At 46.0% G+C, this 18,855-nt stretch carries 11 protein-coding genes; 2 read left to right on the top strand and 9 right to left on the bottom strand.

Annotation, left to right across the window (positions count from 1 at the left end; genetic code table 11):
* The first annotated feature begins 484 nt into the window (after positions 1-484).
* The gene (locus A4R26_RS26640; RefSeq protein ID WP_133054789.1) at positions 485-733 is read left to right on the top strand and encodes a hypothetical protein; all 249 of its coding nucleotides are present in this window, start codon (positions 485-487) and stop codon (positions 731-733) included.
* A 10-nt stretch (positions 734-743) separates the two neighbouring features.
* Here A4R26_RS26640 and A4R26_RS26635 read toward each other — a convergent pair whose 3' ends face one another.
* The 3 genes from A4R26_RS26635 to proB form a co-directional block, all read right to left on the bottom strand.
* The gene (locus A4R26_RS26635; protein ID WP_242675027.1) at positions 744-4,820 is read right to left on the bottom strand and encodes a two-component regulator propeller domain-containing protein; all 4,077 of its coding nucleotides are present in this window, start codon (positions 4,818-4,820) and stop codon (positions 744-746) included.
* Between the two features lie 197 nt (positions 4,821-5,017).
* The gene (locus tag A4R26_RS26630) at positions 5,018-6,259 is read right to left on the bottom strand and encodes a glutamate-5-semialdehyde dehydrogenase (protein WP_081169563.1); all 1,242 of its coding nucleotides are present in this window, start codon (positions 6,257-6,259) and stop codon (positions 5,018-5,020) included.
* Positions 6,260-6,268: 9 nt separating this feature from the next.
* Positions 6,269-7,303, bottom strand: coding sequence for a glutamate 5-kinase (gene proB, locus A4R26_RS26625; RefSeq protein ID WP_081169562.1), 1,035 nt, complete (start codon positions 7,301-7,303; stop codon positions 6,269-6,271).
* Between the two features lie 279 nt (positions 7,304-7,582).
* Here proB and A4R26_RS35175 point away from each other — a divergent pair, with 279 nt between their 5' ends.
* Entirely contained in the window at positions 7,583-7,750 is a 168-nt protein-coding gene (locus tag A4R26_RS35175) for a hypothetical protein (protein WP_165760421.1), read from the top strand.
* A gap of 68 nt (positions 7,751-7,818) precedes the next feature.
* On the opposite strand, the gene A4R26_RS26620 is transcribed toward A4R26_RS35175, so the two are convergent.
* The 6 genes from A4R26_RS26620 to A4R26_RS26595 all read right to left on the bottom strand — a co-directional run bounded on the left by A4R26_RS26620 (position 7,819) and on the right by A4R26_RS26595 (position 18,826).
* On the bottom strand, positions 7,819-8,775 hold the full coding sequence (locus A4R26_RS26620) for a CvpA family protein (RefSeq protein WP_081169649.1): 957 nt from the start codon (positions 8,773-8,775) through the stop codon (positions 7,819-7,821).
* Positions 8,776-9,155: 380 nt separating this feature from the next.
* Positions 9,156-9,797: a hypothetical protein gene (locus A4R26_RS26615; protein WP_133054788.1), complete on the bottom strand. Its 642-nt coding sequence runs from the start codon at positions 9,795-9,797 to the stop codon at positions 9,156-9,158.
* 179 nt (positions 9,798-9,976) lie between these two features.
* Positions 9,977-11,416: a glycoside hydrolase family 28 protein gene (locus tag A4R26_RS26610; RefSeq protein ID WP_081169560.1), complete on the bottom strand. Its 1,440-nt coding sequence runs from the start codon at positions 11,414-11,416 to the stop codon at positions 9,977-9,979.
* A 43-nt stretch (positions 11,417-11,459) separates the two neighbouring features.
* Positions 11,460-13,736, bottom strand: coding sequence for a GH92 family glycosyl hydrolase (locus tag A4R26_RS26605; RefSeq protein ID WP_081169559.1), 2,277 nt, complete (start codon positions 13,734-13,736; stop codon positions 11,460-11,462).
* Between the two features lie 366 nt (positions 13,737-14,102).
* A complete protein-coding gene (locus A4R26_RS26600) occupies positions 14,103-15,776 on the bottom strand; it encodes a RagB/SusD family nutrient uptake outer membrane protein (protein ID WP_081169558.1) in 1,674 nt (557 codons plus the stop codon).
* A 17-nt stretch (positions 15,777-15,793) separates the two neighbouring features.
* Positions 15,794-18,826 carry a SusC/RagA family TonB-linked outer membrane protein gene (locus A4R26_RS26595; protein ID WP_081169557.1) on the bottom strand — a complete coding sequence of 1,011 codons (3,033 nt, stop codon included), beginning with the start codon at positions 18,824-18,826 and terminating at the stop codon, positions 15,794-15,796.
* Between the last annotated feature and the right edge of the window lie 29 nt (positions 18,827-18,855).

Genomic DNA, 18,855 nt, shown 5'->3' with positions numbered 1-18,855 from the left:
TGGTTAAACAAAACTTACAACTGTTATTTTAACATTTCTTTACAGGCGGGGCCTGCGTTTGGTGCGATAACTACTTGCTCAGCAAGGGGTAACATGTGGAATAGGGAAAGCACTACAACCGGCGAGATATTCTTGCAAATTGACCGTATATTTTGCAGAAGGCATAAAAAAACCAGGTTGCCCTGAGTGCAGGACAACCTGGAAAAGGAAAAGGCATGGACAGCAATCGTTCGAAAAATTATGGGTTTAACCAATTCCGGAATACAAGCCGGTACCGGCAACCCCAATAACACCAGGGTGCTAAAATACTTTTTGCTATGATCTTAATGGGTAACAGAATGTATTTTTGATGGTATTAAAATGTTAACCAAGGTGCCTGCTTATGATAAATCAATTGAAAACAAGGCAGCGCTTGTATGATCAGAAAAAGTATATTATAATTGTTTCCAATACGGAACAACCCGTAGATCCAATACCCTTTAACATGAAATTGCTTATTTACGCAATGGCTTTGATGGCACTGACAGGAAGCAGTTGTAAATCAAAAACGGAAACAAAAACAGCACCGCCGGTGATTGAGAAGCCGGCGCCGCAAAACCCTTCTACCCTGCCTTCGGGCAATCATCAGGAACCGCGAAAGGCACACAGGCATAAGAAGATCCCACCCGGGCATGCGAAAAAAATACATGGTGAACAATCGGCCCGCAACTATGCCCCGGGGCACTCACATTAATACGTGCATCCTATTCGCTTTTATTAGCCGGTGGCCGGGCCGCATACTCCGATGGCAACACCCCAAACTCTTTTTTAAAAGTGCGGGCGAAATACTTGGGATTGTTGAAACCCACTTCCCAGGCAATTTCAGAAATGGTGAACTGGCTTTTCTCAAGCAATTGCGCCGCCCGTTTCAGGCGAATGGTCTTTATAAAATCAAGGGGCGACTTACCGGTAAGGGCCAGCAATTTCTTGTAAAGGGCCACGCGGCTCATATGCAAGGCCCGGCTCAGGTCTTCAACCGAAAAGTCGGCATTGGAGATCTGTTGTTCAACTGTTTCTATCGACTGGCGAATGAACTGTTCATCAACAGAAGTAATGCTTATCTCTGAAGGGTTCACCTCCAATTGTTTTTGAAATAACTTACGCATGGCCTCCTGCTGCGCCAGCAGGTTCTTAATGCGCGACTGCAGCATTTCAAAACTAAAGGGTTTGGTGACGTAGTCGTTGGCTCCCACCTGAAAAGCTTCCAGTTTGGGTTCAGCCGCAGAACGCGCCGTCAGTAATATCACCGGAATATGAGATGTTTGTTTTTCGTTCTTTATGTGTTTGCATAGCTCCATGCCATCCATCACCGGCATCATTACATCACTTACAACCAGATCGGGCTGAAGCTGTTTTGTTTTCTCCCACCCCTCGGCCCCGTTCACCGCTTCATATACCGTATAGTTGCGGCGCAGGTTATCTTTCAGGTAAAACCTTATGTCTTCGTTATCCTCAACGATGAGCACCGCCGGCCGTTTGCGACTGCCCTTACCCGGCGGCCCGGTTTGTTCTTCGGGCAATTCAGCAGTCATCAGTTCTTCACTGCCAGCCAGCGCAGGTTCAATAACCGGTTGCGCAACCGGCGCGGTTACCGGTAACAACACCGTAAAACAAGTGCCTTTCCCCGGTTCGCTGTTTACACTTATTGAGCCCTGGTGCAGCCGTACAAACTCTTTTGAAATGGCCAGCCCTATTCCGCTTCCCTGATTAAGGATACTGCCCGGTACATCGTGCTGGAAGAACCGCTCGAATATCCGCTCCTGGTCTTCAGCCGGAATGCCAATTCCATTGTCTTTCACCTGAATGGATACATATTGCGTTTGACTTTCACCGCTATGCGGCTGCAGATCTACTATTACCTGTATGTTGCCATGTTCGGGCGTAAACTTGAATGCATTGGACAACAGGTTGAACAGGATGCGCTCCAGTTTATCGGCATCAAAGGATATTTGCAGGGCGGAAATGCCGGTGGTAAAATTGAAGTGAATGTGTTTGGCGCCCGCCATATCGGTAAAGGAGTTGGCTATTTCCCTTACAAAAGAAACGATATCGCCCAGTGACGGATATAAACGCAGCTCCTGCATTTCGAGCTTCCTGAAATCGAGCAGTTGATTTACCAGGGCCAGCAGGCGGCGGGCATTGCGGTATATTAACTGGTATTGTTTCTTTTGTTCCGGCTCACCCGACTGCTTCAGCATTTTTTCTACCGGCGCCATGATGAGCGACAACGGTGTCCTGAATTCGTGGCTTACGTTGGTAAAGAATTTCAGCTTCAACAGGTCGAGCTCATGTATGCGCTCTGCCTCTTTCTTTTGCTGGGCGAGTTGAAAACGCATATGCGCCCGTTGAATGGTAAGCCGGCGGGCAACTATTAAAATAGCGGCAGCCAGTAATGCATAAATAATAAATGCCGGAATGGTGCGCCAGAACGGGGGTAAAATGGTTACAGTGAGCGAAGTGCCCTGTTCATTCCATACCCCATCGCCATTACCGGCTTTTACCCTGAACACATATTTGCCGGGGTCGAGGTTGGTATAGGTTACCGTACGATGGGTACCGTCGGTGGTAAGCCAATCATTATTGAAACCTTCGAGCTTATAGGCATATTGATTCTTTTCGGGGTTTGAATAATTGAGCGCGGCAAACTCGAGCGAGAAGATTTTCTCATGATGTTTAAGCGTGATCTCTTTTACTTCTGAGATAGCCGTTCTTAATAACACCCGGTTGTTGAAGGTATCGCCGGCCTGCAGGCTTTTATCGAATACCCGCAGATCGGTAAGCACTACTTCGGGTATGGTGGTATTGTGGGCAATTGATTGCGGACTAATAATATTAAAGCCATTGGCGCCGCCAAAGATCAGTTCGCCACGGCTAGTTTTTAATGCGGCATTTTCATTGAACTCGCGGCCCTGCAGTCCATCGCGTTCATCATAACTTCTGAACCGGATTGTCAATTCATCGTTGGCGCCATACTGTACCCAGGCCCTCGAAATACCATTTGTGGTACCCAGCCAAAGCGTATTGGCGTTGTCTTCCAAAAGGGTGAGAATATTGCTTTGCACCAATCCATCAGCCTCATTGAAATGCCGGAACGTATTGGTACGCCGGTCAAAAAAATTCAACCCGTTGCGGGTAGCTACCCACATATTACCACGGCTATCTTTAAGCAGGTCGGTAATACTGTTATTTCCGAGGCTGTGCGGGTCTTTCGAGTTGTGCGTATAATAAGTGAACCGACCCGTTTTCCTGTTCAGCACATTGATGCCCGTTTCGGTGCCTATCCACAAATTGCCATCCTGGTCTTCGGCAAGCGCCGAAATATAATTCGAGTTGATGGAGCCTGCGCCATTACGATACGTAAAAAAACCATTTATGGCGGCATCAAAACGGTTCAACCCGCCGCTTAAAGTGCCAACCCACAGTTGTTGTTGCGCATCTTCATATATTTCCCAGATACTGTTATCAGAAATGCTGGTTGCATTTCCGGGATCATGTTTATAATGAATGAACCGGTTGCCGTCATAACAATCGAGCCCGCCGTAAAACGAGCCGATCCATAATTTTTTATTATGATCGATGCACAAACTGACAATGACATCATTGCTGATGCTGTTATCACTGGCGGGGTTGTGTTTAAAGGTGCGGTAACTTCCATTGGCCCGGTCGTAATAAATAAGCCCGCCCCCGTTGGTGCCTATCCACAGGTTGCCTTTATCGTCTTCAACAAAACGGTTCACATCGTCAAAGGGCAGGCTCTTCGCATCGGACAGCGAATGCCGGTATACAGGAAATTTAATGATGTTCTCGTGATAATAATTTATGCCCTTTTTATAAGTGCCAAGCCAAATGATACCGGTGTTATCGCGGTAAATGGCATTGATGCTGTTCTGGCTAATACTTTTGATGTCTTCCGGATTATTTTCAAGGTAAGAAACAACACCCGTTCTTTTATTTACCAGGTTGATGCCGCCATGATCGGTTGAGATCCAGATCCTGCCGTTATTGTCCTGTTGTATACCGGTAACCAGATTGGTATTAAGCCGGTTGGCAGCAGCGTCGCGGTGATAATGCTGCAGCTTGTTATTTGTGCTGTTGAAACAGTACACGCCTTGGGGAAAACCATCGGTGTAGATCCAGAGATCATTGTCAGCATCGGCAAACAGGCGGTAACGTAAAGCATCGCCTTTCTTAAAGATTGCTGCGTTGCTGTAATTGAGTTTTTCCGTTGCAGTAGTATATGCTTCCAGCAGTCCATCATTGTACATAACCCACAGGTTGCCTGCATTGTCAGTTACCATATCGGTTATATAGGGCATGTTTTTTACCGCTTTGCGCTGAAACCGATGCACTGAATTTGTAGCCGGGTCATAGCGGCTGAGGCCGTACCCGGGCTGGGCAAACCAGAACCGGCCCTGTTTGTCTTTGGCTATATCGATAACCACTGCGGCGGGTAACGACAGTTGCCGGCAGTAGGCAGGCGTATTGGTTATGGCCTTTTCCGATACCGGATCAAAAATGTTTTGTCCGCCCCGGGTATTGATCCAGAATTTATTATGCGGCCCTTCCTGGATCGCAGAAACAAGATCATCGCTGAGCGTAGTGCTGTCATTTTCTTTATGGCGAAAAACTTTAAATGTATAACCATCGTAGCGGTTGAGGCCTGAGGCGGTGCCAAACCACATAAACCCCTTTGCATCTTTGATGATGGTGTTCACCTGGCTGTGCGAAAGGCCGTTGAAAATATCGAGGTGTGAAAAAGCATATTGCACAGGTTGTGCCAATACGGGAAGGAGGTTTAATAAGAAGACAATCGTTATAATCAATACACGGTTAATCATGGTAAATCGGCAGTAGCAATTTACGTAAAATTAAGTTGCCTGTTGCCAGGTACCAGTATCTGGCAGGTTCCAGGTTCCAGGATGCAGGTTACCGGATGCAGGTTACCGGGAATACAAAAACCTGCAACCTGTAACCGGCTTTACCGCACCTGTCCGTTCCCCTGCAGCAGCCACTTCTCGGTAACCAGCTTTTCCAATGCGAAGGGGCCGCGGGCATGCAGCTTTTGGGTGCTGATGCCTATTTCTGCACCCAGCCCCATTTCTTCCCCATCGGTAAAACGGGTTGATGCATTGGTATACACAGCGGCGGCATCCACTTCCTGCAGAAAACGGGCGCAATGCTTTTTATTATTGCTGACGATTGCTTCGGAATGTTTGGTTGAATGCTCGCGAATATGGTCCAGGGCCTCATCAATGTCCTTTACCACTTTCACCGCGCATTTAAGGCTCAGGAACTCGCGGTCAAAATCTCCGGGGGCAGCCTTTTGTAAATGGGGATACCCTTTCAGTAATTTATGCGCTTTGGCATCGGCAAAGATCTCTACCTGGTGTTCGCTGAACAATGGTTGCAGTTGTTTCAGGAATGCAGGCGCTACTTTTTCGTCTACCAGTACCGTATCAACGGAATTACATACCGAAGGGCGCGATACTTTTGCATTAACCACAATATTTACCGCTTTTTTAAGCGCGGCTTCTTTTTCCACGTACACATGGCATACGCCGGCGCCGGTCTCGATCACCGGTACCTGGCTGTTCTTTCTAACAAATTGTATGAGAGAATCGGAACCGCGGGGAATCAGTACGTCTACATACCTGGTTGCGGTAAACAATTCCTGCACCGTTTCGCGGTCTGAAGGCAATAACGTTACACAATCAGGATCGATATCATTTGCCTTCAGTACTTTTTTTATAAGGCGCATGGCTGCCTGGTTGGTATTCTCTGCCTCACTGCTGCCTTTGAGCAGGGCGCCGTTCTGGCTGCGTAAACAAAGCGCCGCTATATCGAACGTTACATTTGGTCGCGATTCATAAATAGCGCCTACAATACCCAGCGGCACGGTCACTTTTCGCAACTGTAACCCGTTCCGGAGCCGGCGCTTTTCAAGCGTTTTACCGGAAGGGTTAGGCAGCCTGCTGATCTTGCGAATGCTGTTGGCAATACCTGTAATACGTTGTTTATTCAATATAAGCCTGTCGATACGCGGATTACCGGGCTCCTGTTTATCTACATCGAGCTGATTGGCTTTCAGAATGGCCGAACTGTTCTTCTCCAACTCATCGGCAAGTTGCAGTAAGGCGGCTTTCAATTGTTTTTCGCTGGCCTGCCGCAGGTGGATGGCGGCTTTCCAGGTCTTAATTATTTGTGGTTGTATAGTGCTCATCAGGCCTTTTTAAAATATTACGATATCATCAGCATGTGCTGCCAGTACGTTCTTTTGTGAAATACCATCGCGGATAGCAGCAGTATCCAGTTTCACTTTGGCAACACCGATAATGTTTTCTTCTTCATCTTTTATCTGAACTACTTCACCAGCTGCAAATTTACCCTGTACGCTGGTAACCCCAACAGTTAACAAACTCCGGCGCTGGCGAAGGGCTTTAACGGCGCCTTTATCGACCAGAATAGTACCGAGCGTAATTGACCCGCTGGCCAGCCATTTTTGACGTGCTTTCAGGTTCGAAGCCTGCGATACAAAGGTAGTTCCGGTTGTACCGGCCAGCGCGTCGGCAAAGGGTGTTTTGCCGGCCAGTCCGCAAATGATCACCTGAATGCCCAACGAGGTAGCGAGGCGGGTAAAGGTGAGTTTGGAGGTCATGCCGCCAAGACCCAGACTGCTTTTACCGGTTTGCACATAGCCCATTACTTTACCATCGATCTTCTCTACCCGGGGAATTATGTTTTTGGCATCATCCATAAACCCGCCTACGGAGGTACAAATTACCAGTGTTTCAGCATCGAAACCCACGGCAATGAGGGTAGCCAGTTCGTCGTTATCGGAAAACTTCAGTTCCACATTGCTAACGAGGTCGTTTTCGTTCACAATAGGCAAAATGCCGTTCTGCCAGAACGCCTCGAAGGTTTCTTTTAACTGCAGGAACTGGAAACGGTTACTGAAATGATGGCGTTCGCACAGGGCCTGGGCCACGGGAATGTCGTATTTGGAGAAATGCTTTTGATATAATTGGATCAGCAGGGGGTTGCCTACGGCTGCGGCCGCCTTGCGTTCGGTAATACTGCCTTTATAGTGCTGAATAAAAACCTTTCCGCTGCCAACCGCACCGCTCGAAACCAGTACCACACGATGGGTAGCAAACAATTCCGCAATTTCCGCCGCTACTTTTTTAATAATGGAATGACTGATTACACCTTCTTCATTGGTTATGACCGCTGTGCCGAGCTTAATAACAATAACCGGTTTTTGCATGGCGCAAAAATAACGCAAAAGGCGGAAGAACGCTAAGGCTGAACGACTAAGGCTTAACGCTGAACCCCGAATGTCGAACTATCCCGATTTTATCGGGAATAATGTATTGCGGAAGCCCGTCAGACCGGAAGCTGCGTTCGGCATTTTGCTTTAGCCTTCCGCTTTCGGCCTTGGGCATATTTCGGGTAATTAATTCTACAAAGAATCACTTTAAGCACTATGATTGTCAATAACTTATAACAGGCACACCGTTTTAGATATTAGTAATAAACAATCGATATGAAAGCGTTTTATGGAATTATTTTATTGATGATAACAATGTTTTACACAGGGTGTGCGGCTATTGAAACCATTTTTAAAGTAGGTATGTGGTGGGGAATCATCCTGGTAGTGGGTGTAATTGCCCTGATATTCTTTATAATTACTAAGTTATTTGGAAGAAAATAGATCTCAATCGGCAATAGACAAATGGCAGGCAGCAAAGATGTATTTGCCAATTGTCTATTGCAAACTGCTTAATGGTTCCTGAATTCCTGGGAGATCATTAATCCATACTTGCCGCCATCGACGATGCCGATACCAAGACGGCCGAATTCGGGCCGCAGAATATTTTCACGATGACCGGGAGAATGCATCAACCCGCTATGGGCAATATCGAGCGTTGGCGCCAACGCAATATTTTCACCCGCATTTGTAAATTTAACGCCGTCATTATTCATGCGGTCGAACGGGTTCTTCCCATCGGGTGATATGTGCGAAAAGTATCCCCGCTGAAACATATCGACAGAATGCTTGCGGGCAACCGCCGTCAATTCCGGATCGGCTTTCACCGTATTCAAACCTGCTTTTATTCTTTCCGCATTTACCCAGCTTAACATACGAATTTCAAGATCGGCCCTGGAGGGTGGTGCAATTACTGTAAAAGGAAGGAGTACTGTTTCATCGGAGCCCGGTTTTACCGTTAACCGGTTCATCGTTCTTTCCACTTCATCAAATACCAGCGACAATTTGGTTTCTATCCATTCGGCCGGAACCGACAGCAATACCACAAACCGGCTTTCGCGGGTTGTATTTGAAACTTTATTGCTGATGGGCAGCGCCAGCAAAAGGGCCGCTACGATCACCGCATGGGCAACCCCGTTTAGGAAACCGGGCAGCATGCCGAGAAATTTATTATCCCAGCGGTCATGTGTTTCTGCCGGAATACGGTGTAATGTTTTGTTGGTAAGCAAATTTGTTAACACCCGCATGAGAACATAAGTAATAATAAACGCAAAGGGCAAGGCCCAGGAGCCGAGCGCGGGAATATATTTGTTGATAAAAATAGTAGGGTATGGATATAATAAAAAAGTGACTGCAATACTGATCACCAGGCTCAGTAAATACAATAACTCGAGGATAAATCCTTTTTGCCAACCGTCCCAAATACCGTAAGCTACCACTATCAGTAGCAGTATATCAACCCAATTCATACTTACAAGCCTTTGGCAATAACAGTAAAAAACCATGCTACAGGTGCAAATTGTAATTTTTCAGGTATTCTCTTGTAAGATTTACCGGTGGGCTGATCGTATTGTTGCTAAAATTCTACACTTCTGTTCAGAACGGGGGGTAAAAAGTAAGGCCCGGATAGAAATCCAGGCCTGTTAAAAATCCAATATCCTATGAAAAACCGATATACTAACGGTGTTCGTGGTTCGTAAATTGTTTCCCGGAAAAAAATTATTTTTTTACCCCGGGAGATGAACTGCTTCCAAACTGAGAATGTGTTGTTTATACCTATTAATAAATTACAACACTCCCAGCTTCAGGGAGTCGGTTATTGCCGTTCGACCGGTAATAAAAAGCACTACTACCGCATGATTCCTGAATCGATCACACGTCCAACATATTTATTATCCTGCAAGATCCAGGTAACTTCATATTTACCGATCGCTTCGCTGTTCAACATATAGATGTACATCTTCTTTTTGTCGGCCGACAGGTACACTGCATTATGGGTTTTGATTGTGCCACCGTCTGAATAAGTAAAATCGGGGTGGTACAGATCGGCAAATGCGGCCGGCGGTATAGCCACCGTATCTTTATTATTAACTATAACAGTAACCGAAGTTATAGCTGTTGTCGGAATGGTGCCGTAATCGCCATAATAAGGCTTACCATCTATTTTAACGAGGTACTTCTTATCATAGTAATAAAATAATTTGTGCTTACTGGCATCGAATGGACCGCTTTTAATGATCACCCTGACGTTATTGCCCTCAAAGGTTATTGAATGCATATTGAAGTCGGTAGCGGGTATTCGTTCGAGCGGATTTTTGCCAATACGTTCATCGATGCCACCGATGGTAAAGGTGGCCAGGTCGTTACGAATTTCGCCTTTGGGATATTTTGTAAAACTTTCTCTTTTGTTACGGAGATCGGGCATCGGTTCATCCTGGGCCAGGGCGCCAATACTCAGGCCCAGCATGCACAGGCATAATAAAGATCGCATAGAATGACGTAGTTGGTTCCAGGCGAAAATAACGACAAATATTGTTTTTTGAGCCAAAGCTTTGTTAACAGTAAGGTGATAAGGTGATATAGTTTATAAAGTTGATAAAGGCCTGAACTTCCAGACCTACGACTATATGCAGAAGGCTGAATTTTCAGGCCCCGGGACCGGGTAACTATTTATTTCTTCACCGGTGCTAACTGAGGGAACGCCGCCCCTCCTTCAAGATTGAACACGGTAAAACTATCAACCCCGTGCGCTTCGGCTGCGTGGGCAAAATATTCGGGCCGGTTACTGCCCCATTGCACCGAACAATTCCGTAACCTTATGTGCTGCGCCTGGTCGAAGTAAAAGGCCGAAGTGCGCCCTTTTACAAAACCTTCCACATTGGCCGGGCGGCGGTCATACACACCGCCGGGAATATTGGTGCTTTTGTTGATCTGTACATCAACCTCATCAAAGTAAATATTGGCGATCTTACCGGGCGATTCGCCGCTTACATAAATTCCATTCTCGCTGATGCATTTAATATTGCTGAAAGAAATGTTGTATACCATGCCTACCCGGCCTTCTGTAGCACCTTTTGGAAAACGCCAGTTGGCATCCTTGTGATCGATCTTTGCCCTGCGGTAAGCGGTAACATAAATGGGCTCGGCCTTGCCCCACCACACATCGGAGAACAAATGCCCTTCAATGATCATGTTCGAAAAGATCACATCATGCACTACGCCTTCATCGCGATTCTGAATACCCACTCCGCGGTTACTGTTCTTTATTATGCAGTTATTGAAAACAACCTGGCGAATGGTGTCCATATTTTCAGAACCGATCTTTATGGCGCAGCTGCGCGAGGTCATGGTGCAGTTGCTCACTGTAATGTTCTCGCAACGGCCGAACTCTTCGTATTCGCGGCGGTTCTTGAGGCAAATACAATCGTCGCCGCTTTCAATATAACAATCGCTGATGCGTACGTTTTTGCTATGGTCTACATCGATGCCGTCGCTGTTGCGGACTTTTAATGAATTAAGTAAGGTAATGCCCGAGATCACCACATCATTACAACCGGCAAGGTGAATGGTCCAGTAGGCTGAATTGCCAATGCGCACATCCCTGATGCGGATATTTTTTCCACCGACGATCGTAAGCACATGCGGCCGGGGATCGAGCACATTGAAGGGTTTCAGTTCATACGAATCGTCGAGTTCTTTGCCCATAAAGGAAATGCCGTTGCCATCTATTTCGCCCAAACCAGTGACAGATACATTCTGAATATTTTCCCCGCCGATCCAGACGGTGCCTTCCCCGGGGTTTTGACGGAAAGCGCTTTTGGTGTAAACTTTTTCATCGGGATTGGCCAGCAGCTTCGCCCCCGCTTCCACATCCAGATCGATGTTCGATCGCAAGTTGAACGGGCTTGCCATAAACACCCGGCCGGCAGGCAGCAGTACGCGGCCGCCGCCACTCTTCGAACAGGCATCGATCGCTTTTTGTATGGCCGGCGCATCATTTGTTTTACCATCGCCCCGGGCGCCGTAGCTCACCACATTGAAGATCCGTTGCGCTGTAAGCGGCAGAGTAATAACCAATACCAGACTTATTATAGTCAGTTTCTTTATCATCACGATTGCGTTTTATTTAATTCAGGGAACGACCTGTAAGGTATTATTTCATTCCCGCAGGCCTTGCCATGGGCGCTGCGCCCCAGCTGCCGGGTTGTTGTTGTAATTCAATTTCGAGCATGCCCCCTTTCATGATATCGGCATACGTAATAAAATTCCTGCTGAAGGGTTTGCCGTTCAGCTTCACCTGTTTTATATAGATAGCGCCTTCCGATCGTTTCTTACAAACGATGTGCAGTTTTTTATTACCGGGTAATTGCAGGGTAACTTTATCGAAGATGGGTGAACAAAGCAGATGCTCACCCGAAACGGGGTCAACCGGGTACAGACCGATGGCAGCAAACACATACCAGGCGCTCATTTGCCCGGCATCGTCATTACCGCTTAAACCACCGGCACCGTCGCTGTATTCTTCACTTAAGATACTCCGCACCACCTGTTGCGTTTTCCAGGGCGATGGCGTGTAATTGTACATGAACGGGATCTGGTGCCCCGGTTCATTCCCATGCCAGTATTCATTTTTGACAAACAGGGTGTCGAGCGCTCTCTCCAACGCTTTATCGCCCCCCATCAGGTTCGCCAACCCGTTCACATCGTGCGGAACGTAAAATGTGTACTGGCGCGGGGTTCCTTCCGTAATATAGGGCTCGCGCCTGTCGGCATTAAAGGGTTCATACCAATGACCGTCAATATATTTTCCGCGAACCAGGCCCACGCTGCTGTCGAATACATTTTTGTAATTCAAAGCGCGTTTGCGCAGTTCTTTATAGTCGGCTGTTTTATTCAACCCTTTGGCTACCACCGACAATGCATAGTCATCGTAGGCATATTCGAGGGTGCGGCTCACCTGTTCTTTTTTATGAAATGCTTCCTGCACGCTGTCTTCCATGGGAATATAACCGTATTGCAAATACGAGGAAAGGGCGCGGCGGCCTTTTCCATTAACGTAATCCTCTTTACTGGGAGAATCGAAAGCATTCTGGCGCATGAGGCGGTAAGCGGCCGTTACATCGTAATGCTTTATCCCCTTAGCGTAAGACGAAGCAATAAACGCCGTTACATGATCGCCGATCATGGCGGCGGTATAACTGTTCCAGCAGGGGAAAATGGGCAGCCACCCACCCTGTTTGCCTTTCAGGATCATTGACGAAACAAACTGGTTCACGCGTGCCGGTTGCAGGATCTGCAGCAAGGGCAGTTGAGCGCGGTAAATATCCCACATGGAAAAATCATCGTAGTACTGCCCATTCGATAACTTCTTTACCGGCAATCCGCCGGTAAATGGCGGGTAAGCGCCGCTTGCATCACTGTAAAGCCGCGGATGCTGCAGCGCATGGTACATGGCTGTATAAAAAATGCGTTTATCTTTTTCGTTTTTACCCTGCACCTGTATTTGTGCAAGCGCCTGTTCCCAGCTTTGTTTAGCCTTTGATAAAACGGTAGCAAAATCCCAGGTAGCAATTTCTGTCCGTAAATTGTTTTGAGCTTCTGTGGCGCTGCTGAATGAGGTGCCGATACGAACCCTGAGCTTTTCGCCTTTTTTTAAAGCAAACCCGGCATACACCCCATTGCCGTGCTTATTTGTAACGCTGCCGGTTGGCGGTGTTACTTCGCTAAACCTGCCGCCACTTACCGGGAGTTTTTCAAATTGCAAAAAGAAATGACCGCTAAAACCTGCCTGGTTGCCCCAGCCCTGGTAAATACGATGTACGGGGTTAAACCCCCATACCGTTCCTTTAACCGGGTTTAAATACACTTCCCCTTCACCGCGGTCGCTGTTAGGCATAATGAGCAGGAACAGGCTATCATCCTGTTGAACGGTGAACTGCATCATGCTACAACGTGCCGTAGCCGTTATTTCGGTTATACAATGGTATGCCGGCAACTCAACTTTATAATAAGCAGGCGTGGCGATCTCCTGCTGATGCGAGAATGGTGTGGCGAAGTTCGTCGTTCGAAGAGAACCGGTCACGGGCATAATGGTAAAGCTGCCATAATCCTGCATACACGATCCGCTAACCCAGTGTGTTCCGCGAAATCCATTGATGAGGCTGTCTTTATAAAAATAGGGGGGAATACATTTTGTTTCTGCAGTTCTCGTTTGCGGCGTCCATTGCGTCATACCGAATGGCACACCTACTGCCGGAATGGTATTGGCATTTTTTTCAGAGCCGGCTTCACTATGTTTTTGTGCGGCCGTCGTTGTTGACGGGGCGGTGCCCGATAATGGTTGTACGTATTGGATAAGATCCTGAGCTTTTATAAACTGGCCCCATGCTATCAATATCACTATTTTACTCAATAATAACATCCGGTTCATATATGCTTTTCAAGTTATTCAGTTATTCAGTTATTCAGTTTTAACTCGCTACAGTTTGTAATTCGCCAAACATAAGGAATCCGGGATCCCCGGCCGCATTTTTAAAAAAAACTCCAGGCTGGAAAGCCCGGAGGGTCAGTATTTACTGCTACATGATTATGAAAAAAATCGTAATTGCATTTAAAAAATGAACAAGGACTATGTGGATTTTAAAAACGGTTCTTCAAAATTTATTAAATAGGCCGGGCTCCAGTGTGCAAGCCCGGCGCTCTGGTCATCGCCTTTCCTAAAACTAAAGTTTATGTGTTAGGGTTACAGATTAATTTAGGAATCGGATTAACACGGGTTATTCTTCAATCAATATTATTAGTAACCTGGATTTTGCGTCAATTTACTGTTAGTTGCCAATGCTCTTGTTGGTATTGGGAAAATACGACGATAAGTATCTGAGTTGGTTTTGAAACCATACGCACTTTCATATTTTCCAAAACGTATCATATCATTACGGCGCCAGCATTCCCAGGTAAATTCACGGCCTCTTTCAGCATACAGGTCATCGAGGGTAACCGAGGACCATGCAGCCGAAGTAGTACGGTTGCTGCGGACCATATTTACCAGCGACAAAGCTGTTTGGCCATTAGTGGCAGCACCGCCGCGAAGGATCGCTTCTGCTTTCATCAACAGCACATCGGAATAACGGAACAGCGGTGCGTCGTTGTTTTGGTTACGGGAAGCGGAATTGGCATCGGGATAAAACTTGATATTCCGGATACCCATATTCCAGGCTATTTCATCGTTACCCAGGTCCAGGGCAGAAACACTCTGGCGCAAGCTTATTACAGAATCAATGTATAGATCATAAATGTAAGAAGCACTTCCATCTGATCCGCTGTAAAACTGATCATATCCTTTTTTGGTAGTAGCTACTTTAATAGGGTTGCCATCTGGCCAGTATTGAGGACCAACCAGCCATTGGTCTTTTCGGATATCATTTGCATCATCTTTAAAATACGCATTATAGAAACCGGAAAGTGTTGCGCGGGGGCCGCTGGGTTTGGTATTTTTCAAACCATTTCCACTGGTTTGATTCATAATAATACTACTCATGGAATAATTACCAGGTGTTGCCCCTGAATAACGGTATTTAATTCCGAGGTTCCTGTTCAGGTCATAACGTCCGTGGAAAAGGTAGCCGTTGCTGGTGGCGGGGTCATAAGGAATGGCAAAAATAAATTCCTTGTTTGAAGGGCCATTGTCAGGATAGAACATGTTTAAATAACTTCCACGCGCTTCAACCGCAAAATTTCCGGAATTAATAATATCGTCGCAGGCGGCAATACACTCGTTGTTCTTGGCAGCGCCAGTGTATACCTGTGCATTCAGGTATAATTTAGCCAATAAAGCCTGGGCCATCCATCTTGTAACTTTTCCATAAGTTGCAATTCCGGTACCTGTTTTCAGGAAGGGAAGGGCTGCTTTCAACTCCGACTCCACATAGCTGAATACCTGTGCACGCGGCGCTTTTTCCTGAACACCGGGGCTTGGGTAAACAGTATCGAGCGGTACATTACCAAACATATCGAGCAATTCCCAATAAGCCAATGCTCTTAATGTTTTTATTTCTGCAATAGCGGTATTCTTAGCGTCGCTTTCAGGCGCAGTCCTGAAAGTATAGATGGTTTGGTTACAAAGCCCTACTATACCATATGTGTCTGACCAGGCAGTTCCAATCCAGCCATGGTCTTTTGTCCAGCTGTGACGATGCAGGTCAATATACCCGGCGCCATCGTACCAGTTACCGCCATAGCTCGGCAGTATGGCTTCATCGGAAGGCAATTCCTGAACAAACCAGAAAGTAAGCGGATAGTGACCACGTATATTAGTATAAATGGTACCGATAACAGACTGGAACTGTTCATCGTTGGTTGGGAAAACATCCCCGGTATACAGGGAATTCGGACTAACCGATATTTTATGGCAGGCGCCCAATGTTGTAGCGGCTGCCAGAATGATCATATATAATCGAAAATGCTTTTTCATAATTTTTGTTTTAATCGTTAGAAACCAACTGACACGCCAAACAAAATAGTTCTTGTTCTGGGATAGAAATTATTATAGTCAACACCCAGTGATGCACCACCCTGGTTGATCTCAGGATCTATTCCCTTATACTTTGTTATTACAAAAGCGTTATTTATGGTAGTATAAAAACGCAGTTGTTTGATATAGGGGCTATTAAGCTTAAAGCGGTATCCCAGCGTGGCATTATCCAAACGTATATAGGAGCCGTCTTCCACAAAACGCGATGAATAGTTGTTATTCCTGGCATCGCTCTTTGCATCATCCATTGCATCGGGCGTGATGTTGGTTACACCTGCAGACGTAACATAATGCAGATCGGCACGGGTACCATTGAAAATTTTGTTACCGGTTACACCACGTATAAAGAGATTGAGATCAAAGTTCTTATACCGGAAATTATTTACCCAGCCGAACATTAATTTCGGATGCGGGCTTCCTAATGGATGATAATCGACTCTTTGGGTGGGGTTACTTGTTTGATCGCCCTTCCCTGTTATAAACAAGGAGTTACCTGAGGCATCTTTACCTGCATATTTAAAAGAATAGAACAGACCTAATGGATTACCCACTGCCAACATTTGTAACGTACTACCTGTTGTTCCAGGACCATCTAACTGAGTATAGTAAGTAGAATCTGCATTCATACCGTATTTTTCAGGTCCTTTCAAACTCAGAATTTCGTTTTTATTGCTGGCCAGGTTCAAAGCGGTGTTCCAGCTGAAATCCTTCGTATTAACAGCACTCACATTTAAGCTAAACTCAATACCACGGTTCCTTATTTTACCCACATTCATATACACAAATCCACTCGGATCTATGGTTGGGCTTACAGCGTAGGGGAAAATCATACCGGTAGTCAGCTTTTCATATACGTCGATAGAACCAGAGATCCTTCCATCCAATATGCCATAATCGATACCGATATTTTTTGTGGAAGTTTTTTCCCATTGCAAATCCGGATTGTAGCCCTGACTTACTCTGATTGAAGTGGCAAAAACGCCGGCATTGTAATAGGAACCTGCTTTATCGTATAACTGTTGTGAGGTATAAGCGCCCAGCCCGAAAGCATTACCGGTTTCCCCGTAACTGGCTCTTAATTTCAGCTCACTGATTATTTCATTATGCCGAAGAAAATCTTCCTGTGAAATGCGCCAGGCCGCTCCTACAGAAGGGAAATAACCCCATTCTTTATTTTTACCAAATACAGAGCTGCCATCTCTTCTCACCGAAGCCTGTAACAAATACTTTTCATTAAAATCGTAGTTAAGCCTGGCGAAATCAGAGATAAAATTCGTTTCCTGGTATAACGTACCGCCAAAATCCACAACAAAACCATTTACCGTTTGATAGTTACCCAAACTCATGTTATTGTAGGAAGTATAATCAGAGATAAAATTGGTCTGGCTGTTTTGTAAACCATCTCCACTGGTGTTCTTTTGCCAGCTGTAACCCACTACTGCTTTGATATTATGCAGCCCCAAACGTTTTGCCCAGGTTAAATACGACTCCAGTGTTTTAGTAGTACCCTGGTAATATCCCCTGTACGCTAAACCACTTGAATAGAAATTACGCAATGAGCGGCCGCCACCTGGGTCTCCGTTGGTATAAAAATTACTGCTGTTATAATATTGTGAATAATACTTGCTGTAATATTCACCATGCAGCCAGGTACCTCTTTGATAAGCCAGGTTCATGTTATAGGTAAATCCGAACGGCAGTTTGGCTTCCACGGTAAATGCGCCCTGTAATGACCCGTATTTGGTATCATCTTTCGCATTTTTAATAATGGAAACCGGGTTAAAATAGCCCGTATTGTTCAGGTTTTCGAAAAATGTACCATCGGCATTATATACCGGAGAGGTGGGGTTGTATTTTACAGCCTGTTGAAACACCATGTTCTGGAAAGGAACATTGGAGGCCTTACTGTTGCTGCTCATCAAATTCAACCCGAAGATCAAATGATCGTTCAGCGCACGATGCTCGGCCGAAATGCGGGCGATCACTCTTTCCAGACTGCTTTGCAATATGATACCATCTTTTTTCAGGTAGTTCAGGCTGGCGCTGTAGGTACTTTTATCGGTACCGCCGCTGAACGATATGTTATGATTATGAGAAAAAGCATTATCTTTTTGAATGGCCTTCATCCAGTCGGTGCTGGCCCCTTTATCATCATTAGGGTTTATCGATGAATTGTTCTTGCGAACATATTCTCTTAATTGTGTGGTATCCATCAGATCCAAACCATTTGTAACCGATTCAATACCGACATAGCCATTGTAGGTAGCCTGTAATGCTCCCTTTTTACCTCTTTTGGTAGTAACCATTATTACGCCGTTACTGGCTCTATTACCATAAATGGCCGTAGCCGAAGCATCCTTCAGCACATCGATGGAAGCAATATCATCCGGTGCAACGGTATTGATATCGGCGCCGGGAATACCATCAATTACATAGAAAGGTCCCTGGGGACTATTAATAGTGGAGGCCCCGCGCAGAATAATTGCCGCAGGCCTGTTTGGGTCACCATTGGCAGTGATGTTAAGACCCGGTACTTTACCCTGCAGCAACTGGCCTACATCGCCAATGGCGCCTCGGTTGAGGTCTTCGGGTTTAACAGATGTAATAGCACTGGAAAGGGTTTTACGTGACCCTTTACCATAACCTACCACCACCACATCAGTCATCATGTAGGCTGAGGTTTGCATAGTAACATCAAGCGTTGTTTTACTTCCAATCAAAATTTCCTGATTCTCGAGTGAAACACCACTAAATACCAGTACATCTCCTGTTTGTGCAGGAATGATGAACGTACCACCCGACTTTGTAATAGTAACAAGATTCTTTCCCTTTACAGAAACCGAAACCCCAGCCAATGGGCGACCCGTAGAGTCTTTTACGGTTCCGGAAACTTCCTGTGATTGTGCCAGCAGATACAGCGGCGTTAAGAATAGCAGAAGCAATAGGCGTTTACCCGCGCCTTTCGGGAGCGACCGACCAAGCAATCTCATAACGTAAGTTTTAGGTTAAAGTGTTAAAT

The sequence above is a fragment of the Niastella populi genome (genome assembly GCF_002078015.1).
Lineage (GTDB): Bacteria > Bacteroidota > Bacteroidia > Chitinophagales > Chitinophagaceae > Niastella > Niastella populi.
This window is presented reverse-complemented; position numbering and strand designations above follow the sequence as displayed.